The 25898-nt window shown below is 65.6% G+C and carries 22 protein-coding genes; 7 read left to right on the forward strand and 15 right to left on the reverse strand.

Annotation, left to right across the window (positions count from 1 at the left end; genetic code table 11):
• Positions 1–10 precede the first annotated feature (10 nt).
• On the forward strand, positions 11–4705 hold the full coding sequence (locus tag QUG03_RS02325) for a fimbrial adhesin EcpD family protein (protein ID WP_500819258.1): 4695 nt from the start codon (positions 11–13) through the stop codon (positions 4703–4705).
• A gap of 62 nt (positions 4706–4767) precedes the next feature.
• A complete protein-coding gene (locus tag QUG03_RS02330) occupies positions 4768–5430 on the forward strand; it encodes a fimbria/pilus periplasmic chaperone (protein WP_500819259.1) in 663 nt (220 codons plus the stop codon).
• Here QUG03_RS02330 and QUG03_RS02335 read toward each other — a convergent pair.
• Positions 5427–7787: an ATP-binding protein gene (locus QUG03_RS02335; RefSeq protein ID WP_500819260.1), complete on the reverse strand. Its 2361-nt coding sequence runs from the start codon at positions 7785–7787 to the stop codon at positions 5427–5429. The genes QUG03_RS02330 and QUG03_RS02335 overlap by 4 nt on opposite strands.
• Before the next feature lie 583 nt (positions 7788–8370).
• Between QUG03_RS02335 and QUG03_RS02340 the strand changes: the two genes are divergently transcribed.
• Positions 8371–9054, forward strand: coding sequence for a response regulator (locus QUG03_RS02340; protein ID WP_474454855.1), 684 nt, complete (start codon positions 8371–8373; stop codon positions 9052–9054).
• Positions 9055–9098: 44 nt separating this feature from the next.
• Here QUG03_RS02340 and QUG03_RS02345 read toward each other — a convergent pair whose 3' ends face one another.
• The 11 genes from QUG03_RS02345 to QUG03_RS02395 form a co-directional block, all read right to left on the reverse strand.
• On the reverse strand, positions 9099–9980 hold the full coding sequence (locus tag QUG03_RS02345; protein ID WP_227105470.1) for an isocitrate lyase/PEP mutase family protein: 882 nt from the start codon (positions 9978–9980) through the stop codon (positions 9099–9101).
• On the reverse strand, positions 9977–10480 hold the full coding sequence (locus QUG03_RS02350) for a flavin reductase family protein (RefSeq protein ID WP_107800886.1): 504 nt from the start codon (positions 10478–10480) through the stop codon (positions 9977–9979). The genes QUG03_RS02345 and QUG03_RS02350 overlap by 4 nt, the downstream gene beginning before the upstream one ends.
• 2 nt (positions 10481–10482) lie before the next feature.
• Positions 10483–10872, reverse strand: a complete 390-nt coding sequence (locus tag QUG03_RS02355) for a tautomerase family protein (protein ID WP_107800885.1) — start codon at positions 10870–10872, stop codon at positions 10483–10485.
• The gene (zapE, locus tag QUG03_RS02360; protein WP_500819261.1) at positions 10863–11939 is read right to left on the reverse strand and encodes a cell division protein ZapE; all 1077 of its coding nucleotides are present in this window, start codon (positions 11937–11939) and stop codon (positions 10863–10865) included. The genes QUG03_RS02355 and zapE overlap by 10 nt, the downstream gene beginning before the upstream one ends.
• Positions 11932–12564 carry an FMN-binding negative transcriptional regulator gene (locus tag QUG03_RS02365; RefSeq protein WP_227105466.1) on the reverse strand — a complete coding sequence of 211 codons (633 nt, stop codon included), beginning with the start codon at positions 12562–12564 and terminating at the stop codon, positions 11932–11934. The genes zapE and QUG03_RS02365 overlap by 8 nt, the downstream gene beginning before the upstream one ends.
• On the reverse strand, positions 12561–13874 hold the full coding sequence (locus QUG03_RS02370) for an NAD(P)/FAD-dependent oxidoreductase (protein WP_500819262.1): 1314 nt from the start codon (positions 13872–13874) through the stop codon (positions 12561–12563). The genes QUG03_RS02365 and QUG03_RS02370 overlap by 4 nt, the downstream gene beginning before the upstream one ends.
• Entirely contained in the window at positions 13855–15171 is a 1317-nt protein-coding gene (locus QUG03_RS02375) for a lysine N(6)-hydroxylase/L-ornithine N(5)-oxygenase family protein (RefSeq protein WP_500819263.1), read from the reverse strand. Before QUG03_RS02375 ends, QUG03_RS02370 begins: the two co-directional genes overlap by 20 nt.
• A gap of 16 nt (positions 15172–15187) precedes the next feature.
• Positions 15188–16561 carry a diaminobutyrate--2-oxoglutarate transaminase family protein gene (locus QUG03_RS02380; protein WP_500819264.1) on the reverse strand — a complete coding sequence of 458 codons (1374 nt, stop codon included), beginning with the start codon at positions 16559–16561 and terminating at the stop codon, positions 15188–15190.
• A 13-nt stretch (positions 16562–16574) separates the two neighbouring features.
• Complete coding sequence (locus QUG03_RS02385) at positions 16575–17621, reverse strand: aromatic ring-hydroxylating dioxygenase subunit alpha (protein WP_500819265.1); 1047 nt, start codon at positions 17619–17621, stop codon at positions 16575–16577.
• 23 nt (positions 17622–17644) lie between these two features.
• The gene (locus QUG03_RS02390) at positions 17645–19171 is read right to left on the reverse strand and encodes a 4-hydroxyphenylacetate 3-hydroxylase family protein (RefSeq protein ID WP_199225936.1); all 1527 of its coding nucleotides are present in this window, start codon (positions 19169–19171) and stop codon (positions 17645–17647) included.
• A gap of 160 nt (positions 19172–19331) precedes the next feature.
• Positions 19332–20081, reverse strand: a complete 750-nt coding sequence (locus QUG03_RS02395) for a sulfite exporter TauE/SafE family protein (protein WP_500819266.1) — start codon at positions 20079–20081, stop codon at positions 19332–19334.
• 308 nt (positions 20082–20389) lie between these two features.
• Here QUG03_RS02395 and QUG03_RS02400 point away from each other — a divergent pair, with 308 nt between their 5' ends.
• Together QUG03_RS02400 and QUG03_RS02405 are read left to right on the forward strand one after the other, a co-directional pair.
• A complete protein-coding gene (locus QUG03_RS02400; protein WP_107800876.1) occupies positions 20390–20731 on the forward strand; it encodes an FKBP-type peptidyl-prolyl cis-trans isomerase in 342 nt (113 codons plus the stop codon).
• Between the two features lie 726 nt (positions 20732–21457).
• Positions 21458–22432 carry a hypothetical protein gene (locus tag QUG03_RS02405; protein ID WP_500819267.1) on the forward strand — a complete coding sequence of 325 codons (975 nt, stop codon included), beginning with the start codon at positions 21458–21460 and terminating at the stop codon, positions 22430–22432.
• Positions 22433–22528: 96 nt separating this feature from the next.
• Here QUG03_RS02405 and pyrC read toward each other — a convergent pair whose 3' ends face one another.
• On the reverse strand, positions 22529–23566 hold the full coding sequence (gene pyrC / locus QUG03_RS02410) for a dihydroorotase (RefSeq protein ID WP_500819268.1): 1038 nt from the start codon (positions 23564–23566) through the stop codon (positions 22529–22531).
• Positions 23567–23762: 196 nt separating this feature from the next.
• On the reverse strand, positions 23763–23993 hold the full coding sequence (locus QUG03_RS02415; RefSeq protein WP_043589636.1) for a sulfurtransferase TusA family protein: 231 nt from the start codon (positions 23991–23993) through the stop codon (positions 23763–23765).
• A 189-nt stretch (positions 23994–24182) separates the two neighbouring features.
• Here QUG03_RS02415 and QUG03_RS02420 point away from each other — a divergent pair, with 189 nt between their 5' ends.
• Both QUG03_RS02420 and QUG03_RS02425 read left to right on the forward strand, forming a co-directional pair.
• Complete coding sequence (locus tag QUG03_RS02420) at positions 24183–24962, forward strand: NRDE family protein (protein WP_107800874.1); 780 nt, start codon at positions 24183–24185, stop codon at positions 24960–24962.
• Positions 24963–24976: 14 nt separating this feature from the next.
• On the forward strand, positions 24977–25474 hold the full coding sequence (locus QUG03_RS02425) for a CNP1-like family protein (RefSeq protein ID WP_227105452.1): 498 nt from the start codon (positions 24977–24979) through the stop codon (positions 25472–25474).
• A gap of 5 nt (positions 25475–25479) precedes the next feature.
• Here QUG03_RS02425 and QUG03_RS02430 read toward each other — a convergent pair whose 3' ends face one another.
• The gene (locus QUG03_RS02430; RefSeq protein WP_500819269.1) at positions 25480–25896 is read right to left on the reverse strand and encodes a type II toxin-antitoxin system VapC family toxin; all 417 of its coding nucleotides are present in this window, start codon (positions 25894–25896) and stop codon (positions 25480–25482) included.
• Positions 25897–25898 lie beyond the last annotated feature (2 nt).

Consider the following 25898-nt stretch of genomic DNA (forward strand, 5'->3'; position numbering starts at 1 on the left):
ACGGACTGAAATGAAATACTGGATCTCAACCCTGATATTGATGGCCGGCATCGGCGCGGGGCTGGCGCAGACGGCACCGGCCGGCGCTTTGCAAGCCGTGCCCTTGCCCGCGCCCGGCATGCGGCCGGAGCAGATTCCGGCGCGGCCGGTCCCGGCGCCGGCCCGGCAGGAGTGGCGCAGCCAGCAGGATCTGATCCTGATTGAAGACCGGCTGGCCGGCACCCAGTACCTGAGCACCCTGGGCAGCAGCGGCGGCATCCTGCCCGGCAGCCAGCCCCAGGCCATCTTCGGCGCGCGCGCGCCGCGGGGCGGCGCCAAGAAAGTGGCCATCTGGTACACGCACAAGCCGGACGCTCAGGTGCGGGATATCAGCCAGTTGCAGCCGCTGCAAGCGTTTCGCGGCATGGCGGACGCGCGCGGCGCGGCGGTGGGCCTGAGCGGCGACGGCTTCAAGCCGGCGCAGGGTCGTCAGGTCAACCCGGTGCTGAGCGAGCTGGCCTTTGACACCATCGCCAAGGCGGCGCCCGGCGCGTCGCGCGAGTTGTCCTTCGTGGAGACGCTGGCCGGCGGCGGCGAGCGCCGCTTCGTCACCCAGCTCAGCAAGCGCGCCCATCTGATTCTCAACCCCGCGCCGGCCAATAGCTGTCGCGACGCCACGGTGGACGGCGTCGCCGGCAAGCTGTGCGTGTTGCGCACCATTTCCGGCCAAAGCAATGCCAGCAGCGGCGGCGATTTGATGTTCACCGTGCGCGCCAAGATGATGGCGACGCCGAACGCCCGCTTCCGGGTGGGCGGCGAATGGCGTCATATCAACGACAGCGTGCCGATCGCCGCTTTCGCCCGCGCCAAGGCGGTGGAGGTGTTTTTTGTGCCGCCGCCGGCGGAGCAACTACAGGCTTTTGTCGCCGCCCATCCCAAGATCCGGCTGAATACCTTGGTGGAAGCCGGTTTTTACTCGCGCTCGCGCTTGTTCAACGGCGATCGCTTCAATCTGCAATTGCCGACGATGGGCGGCGGCAGGCCGCAAGTCCAGCAGCGCTATTCGCGCTTGGGCCTGTTGCTGATCGACGATCAGCCCAGCGGCCGCCAGTACGTGAGCAGCGTCAACGGCAGCCAGGACCAGGCCATTTACGGCGAGCGCCATCCGCAGGACGGCAGCCGCGCCGCCGCCTGGTATCTGGAAAACGGCCGCCGGCCGCCGCTGTTCGCGCTGCAACAGCTGGGCCATGCCAGTCCCGCCGGCGGCTTCGCCGGCTTTGCCGACGCCGAGGGCCAGGTGCGGGCCGGTCTCAGCGCCGCCGCGCCCTTTCTCAACCCGGTGTTCAGCGAAAGCGCGTTCGCCGCGCTGCTGCATCAGCCGCTGGGCGGGCAGCGGCGGCTGACGGTGGAGGGCTTGCGCCGCGGCGGGGAAGGGGTGAGCTATCAATTGAACGCCAGCCAGCAAGCCAGGCTGACGCTGGCCGCGCCGGAGGGGCCGGCTTGCCGGCCGGACACGGTGGACGGCGTGGCCGGCCAGCGCTGCGTGTTGCGCCGGCTGACGGCGGAGATCCGGACGGGCGGCGACATCCGCTTGCTGGTCCGCGCCAAGCGCCCGCTGCCGGCGGGCCGTTTCCGCGCCGGCCGCGAGTGGCACAGGCTGGGCGAGAGCGTGGCCATCGCCGAATTGAGCGGAGCGCGCGAGCTGGAGTTGTTCCTGCCGGCCGCGGACGGCTTGCTGCGCGGAGCATCGGCGCCGGCGGCCGGCGAGCCCTTGGCCACGCTGGTGGACGCCTATTTCTATTCCAATGGCCGCCAGCATCAGGGCGACCGTTTTGCGCTGAGCCTGACGGCGAACATCCTGCCGCCGCCGCAAGCCAAGGCCGCCGCGCTCAAGCTGCTGACGATAGAGGACCAGCCCAGCCAGCAGCACTACATCACCACCTTGCAGGCCGAGCAAGGGCAAAGCCTGTACGGCGCGCGGCGACCGCGGGCGGGTCAGCGCGCCGCCACCTGGTATGTGGAAGCGGACGTCGCCGCCGCGCGTGGCGGCGAGCTGCAAGCCAGGCAGGCCTTGCCGTCGGCCTTGATCGCCGGTTTCGCCGATCGCCAGGGGCGGATCAGCGTCGGCCGCGCGCAGCGGCAGGCGGGGCAGGTCCATCCGGTGTTCAATGAGCGCGCTTTTGCCGAATGGCTGCGCCAGCCGCTGGGCGGACGGCAGTTGTTGACGCTGGAGGCGGAACGCGGCGGCCTGCCGGTGACGCTGCGGGCGCAGGCGGAAAAAAGCGCGACGCTGCGGCTGGGGCCGCCGGCAGCAGGCTGCCGTCCGGAGGCGGTGGACGGCGTCCATGGGCGGGTCTGCGCGCTGCGCTCGGTAGCGGGCGAATCCCAGGCCCAGAGCGGCGGCGGCGTCCGCTTCAGCGTGCGCAGCCGGCAAACGCTGGCCAAGGCGCGCTTCCGGGTGGGCGCGCAGCCTTGGCATAGGCTGGGCGAGAGCGTGGAGCTGGCGCAGTTCGCCGGCGCCAAGACCGTGGAGCTGTTTCTGCCTTTGGCCGGCCGTGGCCGCCAGGCGCAGGGGATGGAGGCCGTGTTTTACTCCGGCGAGCGCGAGGATGTTCTGGCGCTGCCGCTGGAGGCGCCCAAGCCGCTTGAGGCGGGAGGCCGGGTGAGCTTCGTCTTCGGCACCCGCCACGAGGGGGTGATGAAGGAGGTGCCGGCCTCGATCAATTTGGTGCTGAACGAGCAGGTGATGGCGGGCGGGCCGGATGAAATCGTGTTCGGCCAGGTGAGCGACTCGGTATTGGGGAAACAAGCGCATGTGAAGTTTTCGCCGGCGATTCTCGGCGAGCAAGACATCTCCCTGCTGGAGACGCTGAAACTGCCGGTAGGCACCCAAGCGGCGACTTTCGAGTTCAAGCACGCCTGCTTCAAAAATGAGGCATGCACCATTGATAAGGACAGCAATGTCAAAAGGGTCGACGTGACCTTCAACGGGCAGGCGGTGCCGGACTGGTTCCGCTGGTTTGAGAATAAGGAGGCCAGGATCAAGCATGTCAGCGTCAATCCGGATATGGTGAGCACGGCCTTGGAGACCGAGGTCGAGTTCGCCATCGATATCATCGACGGGCCCGGCGCTGGGAATAATGACCACAAGCTGGAGTGCGATCTGAATCAGACCGCTGGTCTGTTTGGCGATCCCGATGCCGTCGAGCTTAGGGATAATCAGGGCCAACACATCGGCATGCTGCCCTTGAAGGGCCGCCAGACGCTGGAAATCCTGCCCAGCCAGCATCCGTTTCCGGTGAGGTTCAAGCTCCGAACCAAGGCCGGCGGTTACACCGGCCTTAAAACCGTTTCCTGCGAGTACAACTATTCCGGCTGGTCTTATGCCTCGGTCAATGCCGTTGAGAAGGATCTGAAGCTGGTCTCCATCGATGGTCCGGACGAAGGCCGGGTAGGGGAGGCGCTGCAATACCATATTTTCACCGAAGGCGTGTCGCTGGGCGACCGCGACCTGACCGTCACCGTGGCGGGCCAGGGCGCGCCCTGGGGACTGGAGACGCCGACGCTGCAGGTGGGGGGAGTGAAGGTCCCGCCGCGTTGCGACAAGGACTGCGTGTTCAGTTTGCGACCGGACAAGGGCGACCGGGTGACCCTGGCGCTGGGCGTCAAGGCTCAGTCGGTGAGCGGCGGCCGCGACGGCTACCGCATCACGGCCAGCCTGGAGGGGGATAAGACGCTGGGCAAGGATTTCGCGATTGTGCCGGCCTGGCGGCTGGAGTCGCTGGCATCCGACGGCGATGTGACGGTCGGCGCGCCGCTGCGCTACCGGCTGCGCTTGAATGCGCCGGCGTCGCAGGCCTTGACCTTGTGGCTGCGGACCCGGCCGCAGGATGGCCAGGCGCAGGACGATGGCTATGAGGGCGGCCGGGTGACGGTCAGAGACGGGGAACGCGTGTTGTCCTCCGCCTTGAACACCGGCGACTGGGGCGCGGTGACCCTGCCGCAGGGCAGCGAAACCATTGAGGTGGAGGTGCCGACGCGGCGTTTTGACGACGGCGACCGCGCCACGCGCGCGCTCGAGTTGGGCGCGGTGTTGAGCGAGGACAGGCCGGGCGCGGAGCCGCCGGCCGGGGCCAAGCGCGCCACCGGACGCATCTATCAGCCCAAGCCCAGCGTCTCGGTGCTGCCGGCCAGCGAGGGTTCGAATCGCGGCGGCGGCTGGGTGGGCGCGCCGGACGGCCGGATTCGGCTGGATTACCTGATCCGCGCGCAAATGGCCAATCTGCCGCCGGCGGGCGGGCCGGAGCGCGGCGCGACGCGGCGCTATTTGAGCCAGCGCGGCTTGGGCGCGGTCAAGGCGAGCTTGTCGCTGGACGGCAAGCACGGCGCGAGCCAGCGGGAAGGAATGTGCCGTTTCGCGCTGCAGCACGACGTGCGGCAAGGGGTGTTGTTCCCGGCCTGGCTCACCTTCGACGCCGCCGGCGGCGGCCGGCGCGAGCCGGACAATTGTTCCGGTACGGTAAGCCACGATTTGAGCGCCGGCGCCTGGCTGGACGAGGGCAGCGATCCCGCCCAGGGGCTGGAGAAACGGAAGCTGCCGTTCAGCCTGTGGTTCCAGCTGGACGATCCGGTGTCGCTGCTGACCACCGAGGGCGCGCCGTGGTATGGCCGCGCGTTGGGCTCGGGCGCGGTGCGGGTGGACATGAGCCTGGAGCTCGCCCAATAAGCAGGCGGATGCGCGCGGCCGTTACGGCCCGGCGCATCGGCGGAAGGAAACGAAAGATGTTCATGAATATGCGAAAGGCCTGGCCGGCGCTGCTGTGCGCCTTGCCGGCGATGTCGGCCTGGTCCTTGCAGATGGCCCCGGTGATCGAGTTGGACGCCGACCGGAGCGAGATGCGGGTGGAGTTGAAAAACGATTCCCGGCAGCCGCACAGCTACCGCATCGTTCTGCGGCCCTTGGCCGGCCTGGAGGCCGGCGCGGGCGAGGACGCCGAACCGGCCACGGTGGACGCGGCGCCGGCGCGTTTGAGCTTGAAGGCCGGTGCCAGCGGCGCGATCAAGCTGCGTTACCGCGGCGCGGCGATGGAGGGGCGGGAGCGCTACTATCGTTTGCAAGTGGTGGAGGACGCGGCGGCCGGCGCGCAGGGCGCGCGCCGGGCCGGGGCTTGGGCGGATTATCCGCTGGCGCTGGGCAGCGTGTTGATTGTCCGGCCGCGCGCGGCCTATCTGGACTTCCATCTGGATCACGGAGTTTTGCGCAATACCGGCAACGCGGCCTTCTGGCTGTTGCAGGACGAGGCCTGCGGCGGCAAAACCGGCAGCACCAAGATACAGGCGCCCGGCAGCGCGGCGCGATTGGCGCCGCTGACGGGACGTTCTCTGGTCCGGGTGGGCCTGGGCGACGAGATTCGGGTGGTGTTGGATCAGTGCGGCGGCGAGCGCGGTTAAGCGCCGTCCTCGGGCGCTTCTTGCCGCCGCCATTGCGCCAAGGCCTGCTCGAACTCCCGATGCCAAGCCCTCAGCGCGGCCTCGTCAGGACATCCGCCCTCGGCCTGTAGCGCTTGCTCCATGTCGGCGGCCAGCCGCGCCAGAGGCTCCGCGCCCACCGTCAGCGCGCCGCCTTTGAGCCGGTGCACATGGTGGAGCATGATGTCCGGCAGCTGGTCGGCGGCGGCTTGCCGGAACTGGAGCAGGTCCTGCCGCGCGCTGCGGCTGTACAGCCGGGCCAGGTCCAGCGCCGAGGCGGGCAGGGCGAGCGGTGGCGGCGCGGCGCCTTCCGTCGTCAACCACAAACGCAAGATGTCCTCGATATCCCGCAGGCTGAGCGGCTTGGACAGCATGCCGTCCATGCCGCTGGCGATGCAGCGGTTCTTGTGCGCCAGATCGGTGATCGCGGAGATGGCGATGATGGGGGTGAAGGTCAGATTCCGCTCCGCCTCCAACTGGCGGATGCGCCTGGCGGTTTCGTAGCCGTCGATGCCGGGCAGATTGCAGTCCATCAGGATCATCGCGAAGGTTTCGCCTTGCCGCAGCAGCCGCAAGGCGGTCTGGCCGTCTTCCGCGATGACGGCGTCGCAGCCCAGTTGCGCGAGCTGCCGGCGGATGGCCTGCTGGTTCACCTCCATGTCCTCCACCACCAGCAGGCGTTGCGGCGGCAGGGCGTCGGGCGGGGGGCCGGAGGCGGGGGCCTGCGCGTCGGCGGCGGAGGGCTCGGCAACATCGACATGCAGGACAAAGCTGACGGCGGTGCCCTTGCCCTCGGCGCTCTCCAGCAGAATGCTGCCGCCCATCAGCTCGATCAATTGCTTGCAGATGCTCAGGCCCAGGCCGCTGCCGCCGTAGCGGCGGCTGGTGGAGCGCTCCGCCTGGCTATAAGCGCGGAAGAGTTTTTCCTGTTGGGCCTTGGCGATGCCGACGCCGGTGTCGCGCACCGTGACCAGGAGCTTCCCGGATTTGGCGCTTTGCAGATTGAACTGCATCAAGAGCGCCACCTCGCCGCGATCGGTGAATTTGATGGCGTTGGACAGCAGATTGGTCATGATCTGACGCATGCGCAACGGGTCCAGGATCAACAGGCGGTTTTCCAGCCCGTCCGCGGCCAGGGTCAGCTCCAGTCCTTTGCGGCTGGCGCTCAGGCGCTGGCTGTCGCTGATCCCTCTGGCCAGTTCCAGCAGATCGGTGGGCAGTTTTTCCAGCGCCAGATGCCGCGCTTCCAGCTTGGCGGTGTCCAGCACATCGTCCAGCAGCTCCAGAAGATTGAGGGCGGAGGAGCCGGCCAGCGCGGCGAGCTCCTGCTGCTGCTTGCTTTGCCGGGTTTGCTGCAGGAGTTCGATGGCGGCGAGTATCGCATTCATCGGCGTTCTGATTTCGTGGCTCATCATGGCGATGAATTTCGACTTCGCCTCCTCGCTGGCCACCGCCCGGCGTTTGGCCCAGCGGGCCTGCGTGAACAGGAAGACCATCACCGACAGCACGCAGATCACCAGCAGGATTTCCGGCAGGTAGTAGCGGCTGATCTGATGCATGGACGGTTTGCCGAAGTCGATGTCGGCGACCCAATCGTCAAAAATCTCGTCGGTCTCGGACGGGCTGAGCTGGAGCAGGGACTTGTCGATGATAGAGCGCAGCTCCGGATATTGCTGCGCCACCTTGATGTTCAGACCGGTGAACATTTCCGGCATGGTGCCGGAGATTTGCAGGGTTTTGGGGAAGCGTCCCTGCAACACCGGGCGGAACACGATTTCCGCGCCGATGGCGGCGAACACCTTGCCGTCGGCGACGGCCTTCAAGGCCGCCACCGGGTCGTTGATCAGCACCAGTTGCAGATAAGGGTAGTGCGCGCGCAGATACTGCTCATAACCTCCCCCGCCCTTGACCGCGACGGCCTTGCGTTCCAGTTGGGACGGGTTGAACAAGCCTTCGGCGCCGGCCTTGGTGATGATGATGGTGGCGGTGGAGGCGTAAGGCTGGCTATTCAGCAGCGGTATGCCGTATTCCTTGGGAATCAGCTGCGTCGCGCCCATGGTGGCCAGATAGATCTGCCCGCTTTTCAACTTGCCTATCATGTCCTGGGTGTTCGCCGCGGCGACTAATTGAAACCGCAGGCCGCTCTTTTGGGCAATGGCTTTCAGGTAGGCGCAGCTCAGCCCCTTGTGGCTGCCGTTTTCAATATATTCCAGCGGCCAGTAGGGATCGATGGAATAGTAGATGGTGGGGTGCTGTTTGATCCAGGCGATTTCTTCCGCGGTATAGGACGGCGGCTCCGCCTGACTGGCCGCGCTGGACGCGCACAGCCAGATAATCAACAGCGCGGGCCAGAGCAGGGCGTGAAACGCGGTATTAAGGAGCGGGCGCAGCGGCGGGGCGGCAAAGGGGAGAATAGATTGCTTAGCTGTATTGTTTGCCATGCGGCCGCCGTCTTTGCTGTGTTTTCTTGGGCATTATAGTCGGTCCGGCCGTTTTGGCGATGCGGCGTTCTGGAAGGCGGTTAATTGCATGCGGCTTATTTTACCTGGTAAATAAGCGCTTAGCGAATGCCCCAGCTTTGAGAATGGTCTTGTTGACGCCTATTTGCCCAGGCATTTAGCATTTTGATGAATCCGGTTCGCAAGCGCGCTTGCGCGCGCAGAGTATGTTTTTGTATTTTGATCTTTTGAGAAATATCTATTTTGCTTGATTTTATTGCATGATGTTGATGGCCGGCGTCTTATTGTTTTGCCTGGTTTTATCATGGGTCAAAGTCGATGTTTAAAATATTGCGGCGGATCTTGAAAAGAGAGATGAGCCCGGCTGCGATGCGATGATGGCGCATGCTATATTTAAGCGTGCTTTTCAAAGGGCGGGAATGTGAATTGATGCTGAAATGATTTTTATTGTTATGGAGGAGGAATGAAGAAAAGAAAAATCAAAGTGATGTTATTGGACGACCACGAGGTGGTCAGACAGGGCTTGGGCTTTAGATTGTCGCAGGAGGGCGATATCGCCTTGGCGGGCAGTTTCGGCGACAGCCGCTCTTTTCTGGCGGCCTTGAATCATGAGCGGCCGGACGTGCTGGTGCTGGATTACGCGCTGCAGCCGCAGGACATGGATGGTTTGAACCTGATCCGTGCCATCCGCGCGCGTTTTCCCGAGGTGGTGATCCTGATCATGTCCTCTTATTACAACACGGCCACGGTGTCCCTGGCTTTGAGGGCCGGCGCGCGCGGCTTCGTCGGCAAACAGCAGGACCTGGACGAACTGGTGCGCGCGGTCCGGGTGGCGGCGTCCGGGCGCGTGTATCTGACCGCGGAAATGGCGCTGGAATTGGCGCAGGCCCAGCAGGCGGACAGCGTGCCCGCCGACAGTTCCACGCATGCGCCGGACGCGATGGACCGGGTGGTCCGCCTGTCCGCCTTGTCGCCGCGGGAGCTGGAGGTGCTGCGCTGTTTTCTGGAAGGCATGACGGTCAGCGAAATCGCGGACAAGTTCTCCAAGAGCATCAAGACCATCAGCGGCCAGAAACAGGCTGCGATCAAGAAGCTGGGTCTGAAGTCGGACCACGAGCTGTATTTCATCAAGGACGAAATCCAATAGACGGGCGGGCTGGGCGCCCGCCCTTCGTCGCGGCCCGGCCGCGCTCACTCCCGCCCGGCCGCGCCGTAGCGCGCGTCCAGTTCGTCGTAGAGCGGCTTGTTGACCAGGCGCTGACGTTCGGCGAATGGGGCCACCAGTTGCGGGTCTTCTTGCAGAATGCCGTCGCGGGACAGCGCGCCCAGCGCCCGCTGCATGCCGAGCACCGCGCCTTGCAGCGCGGCGTTGGCGTACAGCACCAGACCGTAGCCCAGTTCTTTCAGATCGGCGGCGCTGAGCGCCGGGGTCTTGCCGCCGATGACGATATTCATCAGCAAGGGGCGGTCGAACAGCGCCGGCAGCCGGCGGATGTCGTCCAGCTCGCGCACCGCTTCGATGAACAGCACGTCGGCGCCGGCCTCGGCGTAGCGGCCGGCGCGTTCGATGGCGGCGTCTATGCCGTCCACCGCGCAGGCGTCGGTGCGGGCGATGATCAGCAGGTTCTCATCCTGGCGCGCGTCCGCCGCCGCCTGAAGCTTGCCGCACATTTCGGCGGCGCTGATCAGGCTCTGGCCGGCGAAATGGCCGCATTTCTTGGGCAAGACCTGGTCTTCCAGCTGGATGGCGTCGGCGCCGGCGCGTTCCAGCACGCGCACGGCGCGGCGCACGTTGAGCGCGTTGCCGAAGCCGGTGTCGGCGTCGACGATGATGGGGATGGACACCGCGTCGCGGATGGCGGCGGTCTGGTCCGCCACTTCCTTCAGGCCGACGAAGCCCAGATCGGGCAGACCCAGCTGCATATTGGTCAGTCCGGCGCCGGTCAGATAGAGGGCGCCGAAGCCGAGGTCTTCGACGAGGCGCGCGCTGAGGGCGTTGTAGGCGCCGGGCACCAGCAGGCCGGAGCGGCTTGCTATCAGGCTGCGCAGGACGTGTTTGCTGTTTTGCGTCATGTTTGCGGTTCCAGAGGGGCTAGGGGATGGGTTTGATGGTAGCGGCCGCGCCAGTAGACCAGCGGCTGGCGCGCGGGGTCGTGATGGGTTTCCAGCACCTCGCCGATGAAGATCAGGTGGTCGCCTTCTTCGTAATGGCTTTTGCGGCGGCAGGCCAGCCAGGCGGCGGCGCCGTCGATCAGCGGCGCGCCGTGGCGCCGCAGCGTGAACTGGGCGCGCTTGCGCTCGTCGAGATCGGGGCCGGCGAACAGCCGGCACAGGTCCAGTTGTTGCCGGCTCAGCACCTGGATGCCGAAGCGATCGGCGGAGAGAAAGCTGGCGGCGGCGCGCGATTGCCGGCGCAGGCACCACAGGATCAGCGGCGGCTCCAGGGACAGCGCGCTGAAGGCGTTGATGGTCAGCCCCAGCGGGCCGCGCTCGGGGTCCAGGACGGAGGCGACGGCGACGCCGGTGGCGAAGCTGCCCAGGGTTTGGCGCAGGGCCTGCTGGTCTTGGCCCATCGTCAGACGGCGATGGCGTAGCCGAAATCGATTTCGCTGGCGGCCTGGCCGCCGCGCATGCCCCAGTTGTCGGCGGCTTCTTCGCGCAGCAGGATCAGCACCGAGGCGGGCGCGATGTTCAGCAGCGCGGCCAGATCCGCGGCCAGCCTGGCGTAGAGCTTTTTCTTGGTTTCCGGCTTGCGGCCGGCGAAGACGGTGATTTCGATGTGCAGGTAGTCCGGATCGCCGCCCGGCGGCAGCAGGTCTTCCGGCGCGTAGCGCTGGTAGCGCGCTTGCAGCTCTTCGTCGCTGACGCCGAACACGGCGCGCAGCGCGTCGTAGACGCAGTGGACGATGGCTTGGCGCTGGGCCGGCGTGCGCGCGGCGGCGTCTTCGATTCTGACTATTGGCATAGGGGGCTCATTTCGATGGCGGTGGCGGCGGCGAAGGAGGCGGATTGCATTTCGGCGAGCCGGCTCAGCGTGCGGTGGGTGTCCGCCGACAGCGTGATTTCGCGCAACATAGTTTCGATCGGGCGTTCCGAGATCAGCAGCAGGCGCTGGCGGCGGTCGTAGAGCACGTCCACCAGCCAGATGAAGCGGCGCAGGCCGTCCGCCTTGTTCAGCTGCGTCTGGACGATGTCGGAGACGACCACGGTGTGCCAGCGTTCCGACATTTCCAGGTAATCCAGATGCGAGCGCGGGCCCAGGCAGAGGGTTTCGAAATCGAACCAGACGCAGTCCGGGCTATGCGCCCGCGCGGGCAGCGGCCGGCCGGACAGGGAGACGGCGGCGGCGGGGCCCACGGTCCGGCCCTGTTCTTGCAGCAGCCGGCGCAGGTGTTGTTCCGTGTCCGCGCCGCAGGGGTGCAGATAGTGTTCGCCGGCGGCGGCTTCGCGGTAGCGGTAGTCGCGCTCGCCGTTCAGGTGCAGCACTTGCATATGGCGCTGGATCAGCGCGATCACCCGCAGCGCGTAACGGTGCAGCTGCGGGTCCGGCAGCAGTTGTTCCGGCGCGTAGTTGGAGGTCAGGATCACCCGCACCCGTTCTTCCAGCAGCACGGTCAGAAAACGCTCCATCAGGATGGCGTCGGCGATGTCGTGCAGATGGAATTCGTCCAGGCAGAACAAACGGCTTTGCGCGGCCACGCGCCGCGCCAGCGCCGGCAGGTAGTTGGCTTGCTCGCCGCCGGCCTGGGCCAGGCCGCGGTGCAGATCGCGCAGGAACTGGTGGTAATGGATGCGCTGCGCCGGCTCGGCGGACAAGGCGAACAGGCCGTCCATCAGCATGGTCTTGCCGCGGCCGGGCTCGCCCCATAGATAGGCGCCGGTTTGCGGCGACGGCCGGCGCAGCGGCCAGGCGGGGCCGGGCCGCGCATGGAGGCGCAGCGCGTCCAGCGCGTCGGCGGCGCGGCGCTGGCCGGGGTCCAGCACGACGCCCTGATCGATGAAGCGCCGGCTCAGGGCGGAGGGTTCAGCCATGCGCCGGCTCCGCGGTTTCGGCGAAGCGCAGCAAGGCGTCGAGCAGCGCGCGCTCGCCGGCTTCGTCGCGGCGCAGCAGATGGTCCAGCGCCGCTTGCTGGTCTTCCGGTTTTTTATCCTGCGATAGCTTGAAGCGGCCTTCCTCGCGCAGCACATGGACGCGCAGGCCGAGGATGTGCGGCGCGTTGGCGATCACCCGGGGATCGGCGGCCTCGTACTGGAACGGCGCTTGCGGCGGCTGCAGCCGCTCGCAGGTGTCGCTCAGCGCGCGGCGGGCGGATTCCAGGTCGTCCAGCACTTCGATTTCGACGTCCATATGCACGGCGACGTAGTTCCAGGTGGGCAGCAGCCGGCTGCGGTAGGCTTCCGGCGGGATATAGCTTTGCGGGCCCATGAACACCAGATGCGCGGGAAAGCGGCCGCGGCCCTGGAATTGGGGGTTGCGGCGGTCGACGTGGCCGAACAGGCTGCGGTCCGCGACGCGGAACAGCGGGATGTGGCTGGCGTGCAGCCGGCCCTGGTGTTCGCTGCTGATCAGCGCCAGCGGGTAGCGGGCGATCATCCGGTCTATCAGCTCGGGGCGGCTACAGCAGTATTCCTGATAATGGAAGGCGCATGAACTCACTGGAGGGTGTCCTTTTGCGTAGGCGCTTCGGTCTGCGCGAGCCGGGCGCGCCGGCGGCGGTCGTGGGCGATGGCTGTTTCGGCCATCCACTTTAGCAGCGCGCGGCCGCGCAGCGGTCGCGAGTTGAAGGGCAAGAGGGCCGGGCCGGCGCCTATCAGCTGGCGCGCCAGGGTTCGGCCCAGCATGAAAGACAGCGCCAGGCCGCGGCCGTTGCAGCCGGTCCAGGCCAGGACGCCGTCGCCGACGCGGCGCAGGCTGGGCAGGCCGGACGGGGTGAGGCCGACCTGACCGGCCCATAGCCGCGGCGCGGCGTCGAGCTCCAGCCCGAAGACGGCGCGGACGCGCTGGCGCAAGGCGGCGGCGTATTGCTCCGCTTCGGCGTCGGCGCGCAGCGCGAACAGGCCGGTCAGCAATTGGCCTTCCGGCATTTTGCGGAAAAACCACATGTCGCGGTGGTTGTCGGAGAAGGGGATGTCGGCGGGCAGCACCCGCGCCTGTTGTTCCGGGCTCAGTTCGAACTGTCCGAGCGCCAGCGTCAGCGGCACGCTGTGGCGGGCGACTTCGGCGACGCCGTCGCGGCTGTAGGCGTTGCCCGCCATCAGCACGCGGCCGGCGCGCAGGCTGCCGCGCGGGGTGCGGATCACGTGCATGCCGTCGCGCGGGCTGCCTTCCACCAGCTTGGCCGGGCAGCGCTCCAGCAGCACCACGCCGCGCCGGCGGCAGCGTTCGGCCAGGCCGCGCGCCAGCGCCAGCGGGTCGATCTGGCCGCCGTCTTCGAACAGCAGGCCGCCGTGGTAGCCGGCGGCGGCGCTCAGCGCCTGGGCTTGTTCCGCGTCCAGCGCGCGGGCGCGCACGCCCAGCCTGCGCCAGGCCAGCGCGGCGGCCGGCGCGGCGGCCGGCGCGGAGCCGGGGGCGGCGAACAACTGCATCCAGCCTTTGCGCACCGGGCTGGCTTCGGGCAGCGCCAGCAGTTCGGCCGCGGCCTCGCTCAGGCCGGCCAGATAGCCGTCGGCCTGCGGTCCCAGCCAGGCGCGCAGTTCCGGCGGGCCGCAGCGCGCGGGCACCGGCACCACGAAGCCGGAGTTGCGGCCGGTGGCGCCGCCGCCGACGGCGTCGGCCTCCAGCACCACCACCGAGCAGCCGGCCTCGGCGGCGGCCAGCGCCGCCGACAGCCCGGTGAGGCCGGCGCCTATCACCGCCAGTTCGCAACTGACCGGCAGCGCGTCGGCCTTGGCCGCCAGCAGCCGCGGCGCGCGCGCCTGCCAGCCGCTGGCGGCGCTCAGCAAGGCCTCAAGTGCGGGCGCCGTCATGCCGCGATCCTTGTTCCAGCCGCGCCGTCAGCGATTGCACGATGGCCTGCGAGCGCAGCGCCAGCAGGCTGAAGGAGCCGGCGTCGCCCATGCCGTGCGAGGATTCGCACAGGCCGTTCAGGTAGAGCGGCGCGCCGCGGTCGGCCTCGCCCTGCAGGCGCACGCGGTAGTCCAGCGCGATGTCCACGGTGTCGCGCTCGGCGCACAGCTGCGGCGCCAGCGTTTCCAATACGCGCGGCCAGGGTTCGCGCTTGGGGCCGCGCCCCAGATCCAGGAAGCCGGTGGCCAAGATCACCAGGTCCACGGTTTCGCTGACGATTTCTCCGCCCAGGAAGTGGCGCAGCCGCAGGGTGACGCCGTCGGCGCCGGGTTCGCAGGCCTCGGTGTCCATGCAGGTGAGCAGGGCCAGGCTGTCCTTGTCCTGCAGCCGGTTGGCGTATTGCTTGACGTAGAGCTGGTTGAGCACGTCGATGTCGGCGGCCGAATAATTGGTGAATACCAGTTCTTGGCGCAGCCGGGTCTTGTGTTCCGGGCTGGCGGCGAAGAAGGCGTCGACGAAGGCGGGGAAATACACCTCGTCGGAGAAGGGGCTGGTGTCTTTCTGACGGTAGCCGAAGTTGCGGGTGACGCCGACCACCCGCGTCAGCGCCGGCTCGGCGCTGGCGTGCAGCAGGATTTCCACCGCGCTCTGGCTGCCGCCTATCACCGCCACCCGGCCGCCGCCCTTGGCTTTCAATCGTTCCAGCGCCGGCAGGTAGTGGTTGAGGTGGACCACGCGCGGGTCCGGCGCGCGCTGGAACGGTTCCGGGATGTTGGGGGTGCGGCCCGGCGCCAGCACCACGCTGAGCGCCAGGTATTCGCGGCCGTCGGCGCAGAGCACGCGGTAATGGCTGAGCGCGCCGTCGCTGTCGCTGACCGGCAGGATGTCGATGACTTCGCGCTGGTATTCCACCAGGTGCTGGAAGCAGCCGGCGGCCCAGCTGACGTATTGCGCGTACTCCAGCCGCAGCGGGTAGTGCAGCGGCAGGTTCAGGTGCTCGTAGAGCCGGTTGTGCTCGTGCAGGAAGTTGGTGAAGGTGTAGCGGCTGCGCGGGTTGCGCGGGGTGACCAGGTCGCGCAGCGGGTGGTTCTGGATGTCCGAGCCTTCCAGCAGCATGCCGGGCTGCCAGGCGGCGGAGGGCCGCCGCTCGAGGAAGCGCACGGACAGCTGCGGCGCCAGTTCTTCCAGCGCGATGGCCAGCGCGATGTTGGCGGGGCCGAAGCCGATGCCGATGATGTCGTGTACGGTGTGCGTCATGCTGTCGCTCCAGGGTTCAGAATGCCATTGCGGCCGGGGCGTGCGCGGCGGCCGGGGCGGCGGGCCACAGGCTGGCCAGCGCGGTTTCAAAACGGCGGACGATGTCCTCCGCGTCGTCGGCGCTGATGATCAGCGGCGGCAGCAGCCGCATCACCGCGCCGTGGCGGCCGCCGCTCTCCAGGATCAGGCCGTGTTCCAGACAGGCGCGTTTCAGCGCCTTGGCCAGCAGGCCGTTGGCCGGCGGGTGGCCCAGCGCGTCCGGCGCGCCGTTGGGGTCTATCAGTTCCACGCCCAGCATCAGGCCGCGGCCGCGCACCTCGCCGATGCAGGAGAAGCGCGTTTGCAGCGCCTGCAAGCGCCGACGCAGCAGCTGGCCCACTTCCCGCACCTGTTCCAGCACGCCGGGCCGGCGCAGGTATTCCAGCGTGGCCGCGCCGCTGACCAGGGCGATCTGGTTGCCGCGGAAGGTGCCGGCGTGGGCGCCGGGTGCCCAGCGGTCGTATTTCCGGTGGTAGGCCACCAAGGCCAGCGGGTAACCGCCGCCCACCGCCTTGGACAGGATGACCGCGTCCGGCACGATGCCGGCCCACTCATGGGCGAACATATCGCCGCTGCGGCCGAAGCCGGTCTGCACCTCGTCCATCACCAGCGGCACGTCGTGGCGCGCGGTGATCTCGCGCAGGCCGCGCAGCCATTCCGCGCTGGCCGGAATGCAGCCGCCTTCGCCCTGGATGGGTTCCACCAGCAGCATGGCCGGCTTGCCTACGCCGCTTTCCGGGTCGGACAGCAGGTTTTCCAGATAGGCCAGCGACAGACGTTCGGTGTCGGCGGCGTCGGCGCCGAAGGGGCTGCGGTAGGCGTAGGGAAACGGCAGGAACTGGATTTCCGCCGGGTAGCCGCTGACCGCCTGTTTCGGCCCCAGATTGCCCATCATGCCCAGCGCGCCCATGGTCATGCCGTGGTAGGCGCCCTGGAAGGCCAGCACCGGGCGGCGGCCGGTGGCGGTCTTGAACAATTTGAGCGCGGCTTCCACCGCGTCGGAGCCGGACGGGCCGCAGAACTGCACTTTGGCGTGTTCGGCGAAGGCGGTCGGCAGGGCCTGGTACAGCTGTTCCACGAAGGCGAGCTTGGCCGGGGTGGCGATGTCCAGCGCCTGCTGCAGCTGGCCGGATTGCAGAAAATCGGCCACCCGCTGTTGGACGAAGGGGTGGTTGTGGCCCAGCGGCAGCGCGCCGGCGCAGGCCAGGCAGTCCAGGTATTCGCGGCCCTCGCTGTCGTAGACTCGGGCCAGTTCGCCGCGGCTGATCACGCGGTCTATGCCGCGCGCGTAGGTGCGGGCGTTGGATTCGCGTTCGGCCAGTTGCAGGCGGCGGGGTTCAAAGGCGTCCATCGTTTGCTCCCTGTCAGTTCAGCAAGGCCGCGGCGCGCGGCTCGGCGTGGTCCTGCGCGTCGGCGCGCTGACCCAGTTCCTTGATCCAGCGCCGGTATTCGATGCCCAAGCGGTCGCTGCGCACATGCATTTCCTGCTGGAGGTCCAGCGGCAGCCGCGCCGGGCGCTGCGATTCCACGATCAGCCGGTCTTGCTCGAACACCATGTCCTGGCGATAGAGGATTTTTTCCTCGCTCAAGTCGGCGCCGAAGTTGATGGCGACGATCAGCCAGATCACGCACTCGGCCTCGTCTACCGGGGTGGCGTTGAGGAAGGTGCAGAAGCGCTCGGTGTCGCCGGTCTTCTTGACGAAGTAGGCGGTGGTGGGGTTGAACACCGAGTAGGTGTAGCGCGCGGTGACCGGGATGCCGCGGTGGTCGCCATAGGGCTGGAACACCGAGATTTCCGAGGTGCGCAGCCCGTGTTCGTCCTTGAACACCTGGTAGTCCGGCAAGGGCTCCGGCGCGTCCGGGTCGCCGTTGAGATTGGCGTGGACGAAGGGGAAGTGCGAGGCGTCGAGGAAGTTTTCCACTGAGCGCAAGGCGTTGCCCATATAGCGATAGGGGCCGGCGAAGACCTTGCGGAAGCTGTCGTCCTCCCATTCCGGGAACACCGGCAGTGGCCGTTGCGGCGCGTCCAGGCTGGCCCAGATCAGGCCGTAGCGTTCGGCCGCGTGGTGGCGGAAGATCAGCCGCGCCGACGAGGGCGTGGCCTGGTCCGGGTGGGCGGGCACCCGCGTGCATTGACCGCCGGCGTCAAAGCGCCAGCCGTGGTACGGGCATTCGATCTCGCCCTTTTTGACGCAGCCCAGCGACAGCTTGGCGCCGCGGTGGCCGCAATAGTCTTTCCAGGCGTGGATCTGGCCGGCGCCGTCGCGCCACAGCACCAGTTCCTCGCCCAGCAGCCGCACCGCCTTGGGGCGTTCTGCGCTGACTTCGTCGGCGCGCGCCACCACGTGCCATTGGTTCTTCAAGGCCTGGTAGTCCAGACCGGCGCGGTCCCATTTGCCTGTGTACAGCATGCTTGCCTCCTTTCCGGTCCGGTTCACGCGCGGTCGCGGCAAGCGCCGTCGAACTGCCAGCCCGGACGTGCCCAGCCGTCCGGCGTGTAGTCGGCCATGCAGTCGTCCACCAGCGCGCGGCATTGCTCCAGCACGCCGCTGCTCTCGCAGTGGCGTAGCATGTCCAGCCGCACCTGCTCGTTGTTGCCGGCGTAGTTGTGCTCGTACAGTTCGTGGCGGCCGCCGAACTCGCTGCCCAGCGCGTCCCACAGCAGCTTGATCAATTTGAGCCGGTCCACCGCCTCTTGATCGGTGCCCTGGAAGTAGCAGCCGATCAGGTCCTTGAGTTCCGGATTGGCCAGGTCCAGCCAGCTGGACACCTGCATGATGGGCGAGCCGCCGAGTATGGTGTTGAACACCGGTTTGAGCTGGGACATCATCTGGGTGCCGAAATAGCGCACCGTGGCGGCGGCTTCCAGCCGCGGCACCACCGAGCCGTCGCGGCGCGGTTCCGGGTTGTGGCACAGCGATTCGGTCAGCGACCACATCAGATTGCGCAGCGCCACGATGTCGGCCAGCCGGGCGCGCACGCCGCGGAAGCCGTCGCTGCCGTTGGATTCCAGCACCTTGGCCAGCAGGCCGCAGATGAAATCCATCTTCACCGCCAGCCGGGTGCCGGATTGCAGCGGATAGCGGTTGAGGAAGCCGGAGGCGGAATAGAAGCTGCGCGCGCGCTCGATGTCGCGGTAGATCAGCACGTTTTCCCAGGGCACGAACACGCCGTCGAAGATCAGCACCGAGTCGTTTTCGTCGAAGCGGCTGGACAGTGGGTTGTCGAAGGGGCTGAGCGCCGCGGCCTCGTAAGAGCGGCGGCAGATGATCTTGAGATTGGGCGCGTTCATCGGCAGGATGAAGCACAGCGCGAAGTCCTCCTCGCCGCCGGCCTGGTATTGGGCGGCGCTGTTCTGGGCGACGAAGGTGGCGTTGGAGATGGCCGCGCTGGTGGCCACCATCTTGGCGCCGCGCACGATGATGCCGGCGTCGGTTTCCCTCTCCACGTGCAGGTAAAGATCGCGCATCTCCGAGGCGGCGCGGGCGCGGCCCGCCGGCGGGTTCACCAGCACGTGGTTGAGGAACAGCACTTTGCGCGCGCTCTGGCGATACCAGTTCAGCGCGTTGTCGTGGAAGGGCGCGTACAGATGGGGGTCGGATTTCAGCGTGGCGGTGAAGCCGGCCTTGTAGTCCGGGGTGCGGCCCATGAAGCCGTAAGTCAGCCGCGACCAGTGGGCGATGGCGTCGCGGGCCTTGAGCAAGTCCTCACAGGAGCGGCTGGGCATGAAATAGCGGTGGGTGCGATAGCCTTCCGGATCGATGTCGGTCATCAATTCCTGGCTGTCCGGGTGGTGCAGCGCCTCGTACAGCCGCGACATCGAGTAAGCGCTGTTGCGGAAAGCCGGGTGCCGGCTGACGTCCGCCACCTTCTGGCCGTAGATGTAGACTTCGCGGCCATCGTTGAGACTGGCCAGGTACTCCTCCGGCGTCATCATTTCGTTCAATGCAGCATGATTCACTTGGCACTCCTCATCGTCATTTAAGAGCAGCAAACACATTCCCGGACTGCGGGCGACACGACGCCCTCCCGTCAGGGATGAGAGAATCGATGCCATGGGCGCGGCCGCGCGTGGTCACGGCCGGCGGATGGCTACGGCGGGTATTGAGTAGTGGGGCCGCTCAGTGGCTGAAGTAACGGCCCAGCAGGACGATGCCGGAAAACAGGACGACGGTATTGATCACCCGGATGAATTGTTCGCGGGTCAGCCGCAGGGTGATGTGTCGGCCGGCGAACACCCCGCACAGCATGGCCGGCGCCAGGATCAGCGCCAGCAGCAGCAGGGAGGCGTCCATATAAACGCCGGCCAGCGCGAACAGCACCACCCGGGTCAGGGTGCTCAGGCCGATCAACGTGGTCTGGGTGATGCGCAGATGTTCTTTCTGCTCGATGCGGCCGGACAGATAAATGGCGTAGATGAAGCCGCCGCTGCCGAACAGCGCGCTGAAGACGCCGCCCACCAGGCCGAAGGGCACCGCCGCGCGGGGCTGGAATTGCCGCTTGGGGCTGAGGCCGCTGAGCGAATACAGCGAGTAGGCCACCACGAACACGCCCAAGGCCAGCAGCAGCGCGTCAGGCCGGGCTTTCAGCAGGATGGCGGCGCCGATCAGGCTGCCGGCCACCATCAGCGGGATCAGCCGCTTCAGTTCGCCCAGGTCCGCCTTGCTGCCGTCGCGCAGGATGTTGCTGAAGGCGGCGAACATATCCATCAGCGCCAGCAGCGGCACGATCTTGGCCACCGGGATGAAAATGGCCAGCACCGGGCTGGCGACCAGGGCGGTGCCGAAACCGGCCACGCCGAAAATCACGTAAGCAATGGTGACCGCCGCAAAGATGGCGCTCAGGTCCTGCCATGGCAAATCCAGCAACATAGGGGTTCTCCTGGCCTGCCTGCCACGCTTGGAACACTCTCCCGGGCGTTGGCCTGACGGCTCCTGCTATTTCTCCGACGGCTATTTTGTATGGGATCAGCCGTTCTCAAGTGTTTGCATCCTACTGATTTGTCATGATGTATGTCAAATGGGAAAGTTTGTCCTTGTAGTATTTGAATTGCATTTAATGATTAATATATTTGTAGAAAAAGTTTTACGCGCGACTACCGCGCCGGCTGGCGAGCCGGGCTCGCCGCGGCGGGACGAGTCCGCTATCATCCGCGGCAGATTGAAGGCGAGGAAGCCATATGAGCGATGAACTGCACATCACCGATCTGGTGGAGGGCACGGGCAAGGAGGTGGTCAAGGGCGCCTTGATCACCACGCAGTACACCGGCTGGCTGGAGGACGGCACCGAGTTCGATTCGTCCTACGCGAAGGGGCGGCCGTTCCAGTGCGTGATCGGCACCGGCCGCGTGATCAAGGGCTGGGATCAGGGCTTGATGGGGATGAAGGCGGGCGGCAAGCGCCGGTTGTACGTGCCGGCGCATCTGGCCTACGGCGAGCGCCAGATCGGCGCCCGCATCCAGCCCAATTCCAATCTCTTGTTCGAGATCGAGCTGCTGGAAGTGCTGACCCGCGACGATTGAGGCGGCGCGGCGGCATATTCTGCCTCATCTATCGAAAGTGATGCGATTTTGCATGTTGCAAAATATAAACATATTAATGTTGTGGCACTGAATAGCTCTTTACAGCATATGACAAATGTTGGCAAATTCCGTGTTTTGAATTCTTGGGGAATGATTTTGAGGTATCAACTACTTTTGTCCACATCGCTAGTGTTGTTGCTGAGTGCATGTGGCGGCGGTGGAGGAGGGGCTTCAAGCTCGCCGGGTGCTGGGGCAAGCTTGGTCAATGATGCGGATGGGCTGGGCAGGCTTGGCCATGCCACAGGCACTATGGACCTAGGGAAGGCTGCTCTACCTGGCGCGACTTATGGTGGTACTCCAAAGATAGCTATCGCCTTGTCGGACCAAGGACGAGCGCTAGCGGTATGGCAAGTGACTGCGGCTGGAGGTGGGGAGCAAGAGGCATCTTGGACTCAGTTCACAACTACAAGCACCTTCGGGGAGCCTCAAGCATTACCACAGGCCCGCAACTCATCTATCCAATTTGGCCTAACTTTGAGAATGAATGCAGCTGGTAATGCAGTATTAGGGTGGGTGAATCAAGAGAGGGAGGCTCCCTCCACGGATAAGTGGGGCTATAAGACCGCACGGTTTATTCAGGGGGCCGGTTGGGATGCTCAGGCTTATGATGCGGGAGGGGGGAGCTCCAGCAGTACCTTTGGTAGTACCAGTGCGTGGGATTTGACCATGCTGGATGACGACTCTTTTACTACATCGGTTCGTGTATCAGGAAGCTCTGGCTATACTAGTGCCGTTTTGAGAAATAATCGTCAGGGGCAGCCGAGCCTCAACTTAAAAACGGGTGATCATAATGAGTATTACCCGTATGCTGCTTTCTCGACCAAGCCCAATGGTTATGGCCTGTTTTATCAACTATCCGACTCAGCTGGTGGTTCAGGGCAAGTGGATATTAAAGCTCAGATAGCGGATGTCTATAGCAGTGCTTTCAGTGCATTTCCTATTGGTTCCTATCGAGGACTTTGTTACACCCCGTCCTATGACAGCCCTTTAGTTGCAGCTATTACTCCCCAGGTTGAAGGTGTACTTACTGTTCTTGCCGCTGATGCGGTGGGGTGTAGAACCCATAACCTGCAGCTGCATCGAGTTTATACTGCAGGTTCTATTCGTGTAGACAGCACACGTCTTAATGCTCCAGCGACTTTCTTGCCTGTTTCGCCAGTTGTGGCGGTAGATCGATTGGGTAATGCGTTGGCAGTTTGGAAGGAGTCAACGGGGCATGCATTTGATGAGTCTGTACCGAGTACCACTAGATTGATGTGGTCTCGTTCATCTTATGGAGGTGCTTGGTCTATACCTGCTGTGGTGGATTTGGGAGCGTTGGGAACAGTTCCTCGCTCAGGACATATTTCGCTGGCCATGAATATGGATGGCAAGGCGGTGGCTAGCGTTATAGTGAATGGCTTGGATGGTTCTTCACTAAACCAATCTATCGCAATTGGTCGTTTTACTTTTGCTAGTGGTTGGACTGCATGGGAGACTATTGCAAATAAAGCAAATCTATCTGAACCGCAGGTTGCAATTAATACTACTGGGCAGGCGGTCTTGGCCTACACCGCGCTTGCTGTCCCTCGAGTGGGAGGAAAAGCGCCTACAAGCTTCGGGGGCGAGCCGCCAGTTCGTGCATTTGCTTACTGGTTCTGAATGTAAAGGGTGATTGTGAAGTAGCAGTTAAGGTCAATTTAGTCATCATGTTGAGCCCCCACGCTGTTTCAGCGCGGGGGCTCTGTCTTTTAGCTCTCAGCCTAGCAGCTTCCAGGCCACGCTCTCGCCGGCGCGCAGCGGCACCAGCGCGTCGCCGTCGTAGGGCAGCGTGTCCGGCACGGTCCACGCCTGCTTGGCCAGGGTCACGCGCTCCTCGTTGACCGGCAGGCGGTAGAAGGCCGGGCCGTTGAGGCTGGCGAAGGCTTCCAGCTGGTCCAGCGCGCCGGCGGCCTCGAAGGCCTCCGCGTACAGCTCGATGGCGGCGTTGGCGGTGTACATGCCGGCGCAGCCGCAGCTGCTCTCCTTGGCGTGGCGCGCGTGCGGCGCGCTGTCGGTGCCGAGGAAGAATTTGGCGGAGCCGCTGGTGGCGGCCTTGAGCAGCGCCTGGCGGTGCAGCTCGCGCTTGAGCACCGGCAGGCAGTAATGATGCGGGCGGATGCCGCCGACGAACAGCGCGTTGCGGTTCATCAGCAGGTGGTGGGCGGTGATGGTGGCGGCGACGTTGTCCGGCGCGGCGGCCACGTATTCGGCGGCGTCGCGGGTGGTGATGTGCTCGAACACCACGCGCAGCGCGGGCAGCTTGGCCAGCAGCGGTTGGAACACTTGCTCGATGAACACCGCTTCGCGGTCGAACACGTCGATGGCCGGATCGGTGACTTCGCCGTGCACCAGCAGCGGCAGCCCGGCCTCGGCCATGGCCTCCAGCGCCGGCATCGCCTTGTTGACGTCGGACACGCCGAAATCGGAATTGGTGGTGGCGCCGGCCGGGTAGAGCTTGACCGCGTGGACGAAACCGCTGGCCTTGGCCTTGCGGATTTCCGCCGGCGAGGTGTTGTCGGTCAGGTAGAGCGTCATCAGCGGCTCGAAGCGGCTGCCGGCCGGGCGCGCGGCCAGGATGCGCTCTCGGTAGGCGGCGGCGGCGTCCACGGTGGTCACCGGCGGCTTGAGATTGGGCATGATGATGGCGCGGCCCATCTGGCGACAGGTGTCGGGCAATACGGCGGCCAGCGCCGCGCCGTCGCGCACGTGCAGATGCCAGTCATCGGGGCGGATCAGGGTCAGGGTTTGCGTCATGGTCTTGCCTGCGGGTAGCGGTGAAAAAGGCGGCGGCCAAAAAGAACCTGTTTACAAGCGGCTGCGCGTCGGCGATACGGCGTTGAAAGTCTCTTCAGAATGCTCATGTACGCTATGTGCATTCCGCTTCTTCAGCCGCTTTCGCCTGGTCTCGCCTTTGCCGGCGAGCGGGTAAACAGGCTTTGAGCCATCGAAATTATTTCCGTTTCAGCACCATGCGGAATTTGCCTTCCGCCGTGGTGTCCGAGGTCAACAGCGCATTGCCGGTCTGACGGCAGAAGGCTTCGAAGTCCTTGGGCGCGCCGGGATCGGTGGCGATCACCTCCAGCACCGCGCCGCTGTCCATTTCCGCCAGCGCCTTCTTGGCGCGCAGGATGGGCAGCGGGCAGTTGAGGCCGGAGAGGTCTATGGTCTTGTCGAAATTCATGGTCCGGCTTCCTCAGCCTTATCAGTTACAATGGAGGGAAGCCCGGCCGCTTGGAACCCGTTCAAGGCCGCATCGCCGACGCGAGGCGGACATCGAGCGGAATACAGGCCTGGTCGGAACTGTCCGCGGCTGCTCCCTAAACCCTAAGTTTACGCGAGTCGCCAAGCCATCCTCAAATCGGTCTTCATCATGTGCGTGATCGCTTTTGCCTACAAGACCCCCGGACTGGGCCAGCTGGTGTTGCTGGCCAACCGGGACGAATACTATGCGCGTCCGACCGAACCGCTGGATTGGTGGCCGCAATATCAGAATACGCTGGGCGGCCGCGACGCCGAGTCCGGCGGCGGCTGGCTGATGGTGGACGGCCGCGGCCGCATCGCCGCGGTGACCAATATCCGCGACGGCCATCCGGTCAAGGCGGAGCGCTCGCGCGGCGAACTGGTGGAGCGCTTCGTCGCCGGCGACGAGGACCCGTTCGCCTTCGCGGACTGGCTGCGCGCCGAGCAAGGCCGCTATGCGCCGTTTAACCTGTTGTTCGGCTATACCTCGGATCTGTTTCATTTCCACAGCCGCGGCGGCCAGATCGCCCGGGTGACGCCGGGCATTCACACTTTGTCCAACGCCACGCTGGACACGCCGTGGTTCAAGAGCGAGCGGCTGGCGGAGTATTTGCGCGAGTTTCAGCGCGTGCCCACCGAGGATCAGGCCTTCATCGCCCTGTCCGACGGCACGCCGGCGCCGCCGGGACAGTTGCCGAACACCCGCATCGGTTCCGCGCTGGAGCGGGTGCTGTCGCCCATCTTCATCAAGGGCCGCGACTATGGCACCCGCGCGTCCATGCTGCTGACGGTGTCGGCGCGCGGCGATATGCAGTTTTCGGAATTGAGTTGGGGCTTGGCCGGCAGGGAAACCGGCCGCCGCCGTTTCACCTTGCGTCCGGGCCAGCCAAGCGCGGCCCCGGCGCGTTGACGAGGAGTAGTGATTTGAAGACCTTTGCCGCCATCATCGTGCTGGCCCTCTGCGCCGCGCAGCCGGCGCTGGCCGACAACAAGATCAAGAAGAATATAGATTTTGCGCCGGAGGTGCCGTGGCAGGAGGGCGATTACCAGTTGCCGCCGTATCCGGCGCAGCCGGACTGGATCGCGGTCAGCACCGACAATCTGCAGGTCAATCAGTATTTCGTCGACGCCAAGACCCTGAGCGCGGGCGAGGACGGCGTGGTGCGGATGATCGTGCGGGTGAAAAGCCCGGCCGGCGGCGAGAACCTGAGTTTCGAGGGCCTGCTGTGCAATGAGGGCAGCTACCGCGCTTACGCTTTTGGCAACAGCATCGATAAAAACTGGATCCGTTCCAACAAGGCGGTGTGGCGCAAGATAGAGCGCGACGACAAGCTGCGCCGTTCGCTGCGCGATCTGGCCTGCCCGGACAAGCGCGCGCCGCGCGACGCCGAGGAGGCGATCAAGCGCTTGCGTCAGGGCTGAGCTTTTTAGATCGGAGCGAACGGGTTCAATAGTTTGACGCCGATGCCGGCAAAATCGCCGCTATTGCGGGTCACGATCGTCAGGTCGTGGATCAGCGCGATGGCGGCGATTTGCTTGTCGACGGCGTTCTGGGGATGAGGGGACATCAACTTGCCCCATACCTGGGCGCAATCGGCATCGAAGTTCAGAATGCGTTGGGAAAATTCCTGGGTGATGGTGTCCAACCATTGTTCCAGCAGGCCGGCCTGCTTGAGGTCGCCGCGGTGCTTGAGATTCTCGATGCCGCGGCGAATGTCCCCCACGCTGATGGCGGACAGATAGAGGCTGTCCGTGTCCGCCGATCGCCAGAAGGCGAGCACGCCTGCATTGGCTTTGCCGCCTTTGCGAGCTTCGCTGACGATATTGGTGTCCACCAGATACACGG

Source organism: Chromobacterium sp. CCUG 30098 (assembly GCF_059916605.1).

Excerpts from the sequence above, each read along its gene's own strand:
- QUG03_RS02380 (WP_500819264.1), bottom strand. The coding sequence starts at position 16,561 with ATGGACGCCTTTGAACCCCGCCGCCTGCAACTGGCCGAACGCGAATCC.
- QUG03_RS02345 (WP_227105470.1), bottom strand. The coding sequence starts at position 9,980 with ATGACGCAAAACAGCAAACACGTCCTGCGCAGCCTGATAGCAAGCCGC.
- zapE (WP_500819261.1), bottom strand. The coding sequence starts at position 11,939 with ATGGCTGAACCCTCCGCCCTGAGCCGGCGCTTCATCGATCAGGGCGTC.
- QUG03_RS02405 (WP_500819267.1), top strand. The coding sequence starts at position 21,458 with ATGCTGGATGACGACTCTTTTACTACATCGGTTCGTGTATCAGGAAGC.
- QUG03_RS02400 (WP_107800876.1), top strand. The coding sequence starts at position 20,390 with ATGAGCGATGAACTGCACATCACCGATCTGGTGGAGGGCACGGGCAAG.
- QUG03_RS02325 (WP_500819258.1), top strand. The coding sequence starts at position 11 with ATGAAATACTGGATCTCAACCCTGATATTGATGGCCGGCATCGGCGCG.
- pyrC (WP_500819268.1), bottom strand. The coding sequence starts at position 23,566 with ATGACGCAAACCCTGACCCTGATCCGCCCCGATGACTGGCATCTGCAC.
- QUG03_RS02385 (WP_500819265.1), bottom strand. The coding sequence starts at position 17,621 with ATGCTGTACACAGGCAAATGGGACCGCGCCGGTCTGGACTACCAGGCC.
- QUG03_RS02330 (WP_500819259.1), top strand. The coding sequence starts at position 4,768 with ATGAATATGCGAAAGGCCTGGCCGGCGCTGCTGTGCGCCTTGCCGGCG.
- QUG03_RS02350 (WP_107800886.1), bottom strand. The coding sequence starts at position 10,480 with ATGGGCCAAGACCAGCAGGCCCTGCGCCAAACCCTGGGCAGCTTCGCC.
- QUG03_RS02375 (WP_500819263.1), bottom strand. The coding sequence starts at position 15,171 with ATGACGCACACCGTACACGACATCATCGGCATCGGCTTCGGCCCCGCC.
- QUG03_RS02420 (WP_107800874.1), top strand. The coding sequence starts at position 24,183 with ATGTGCGTGATCGCTTTTGCCTACAAGACCCCCGGACTGGGCCAGCTG.
- QUG03_RS02370 (WP_500819262.1), bottom strand. The coding sequence starts at position 13,874 with ATGACGGCGCCCGCACTTGAGGCCTTGCTGAGCGCCGCCAGCGGCTGG.
- QUG03_RS02355 (WP_107800885.1), bottom strand. The coding sequence starts at position 10,872 with ATGCCAATAGTCAGAATCGAAGACGCCGCCGCGCGCACGCCGGCCCAG.
- QUG03_RS02395 (WP_500819266.1), bottom strand. The coding sequence starts at position 20,081 with ATGTTGCTGGATTTGCCATGGCAGGACCTGAGCGCCATCTTTGCGGCG.
- QUG03_RS02340 (WP_474454855.1), top strand. The coding sequence starts at position 8,371 with ATGAAGAAAAGAAAAATCAAAGTGATGTTATTGGACGACCACGAGGTG.
- QUG03_RS02415 (WP_043589636.1), bottom strand. The coding sequence starts at position 23,993 with ATGAATTTCGACAAGACCATAGACCTCTCCGGCCTCAACTGCCCGCTG.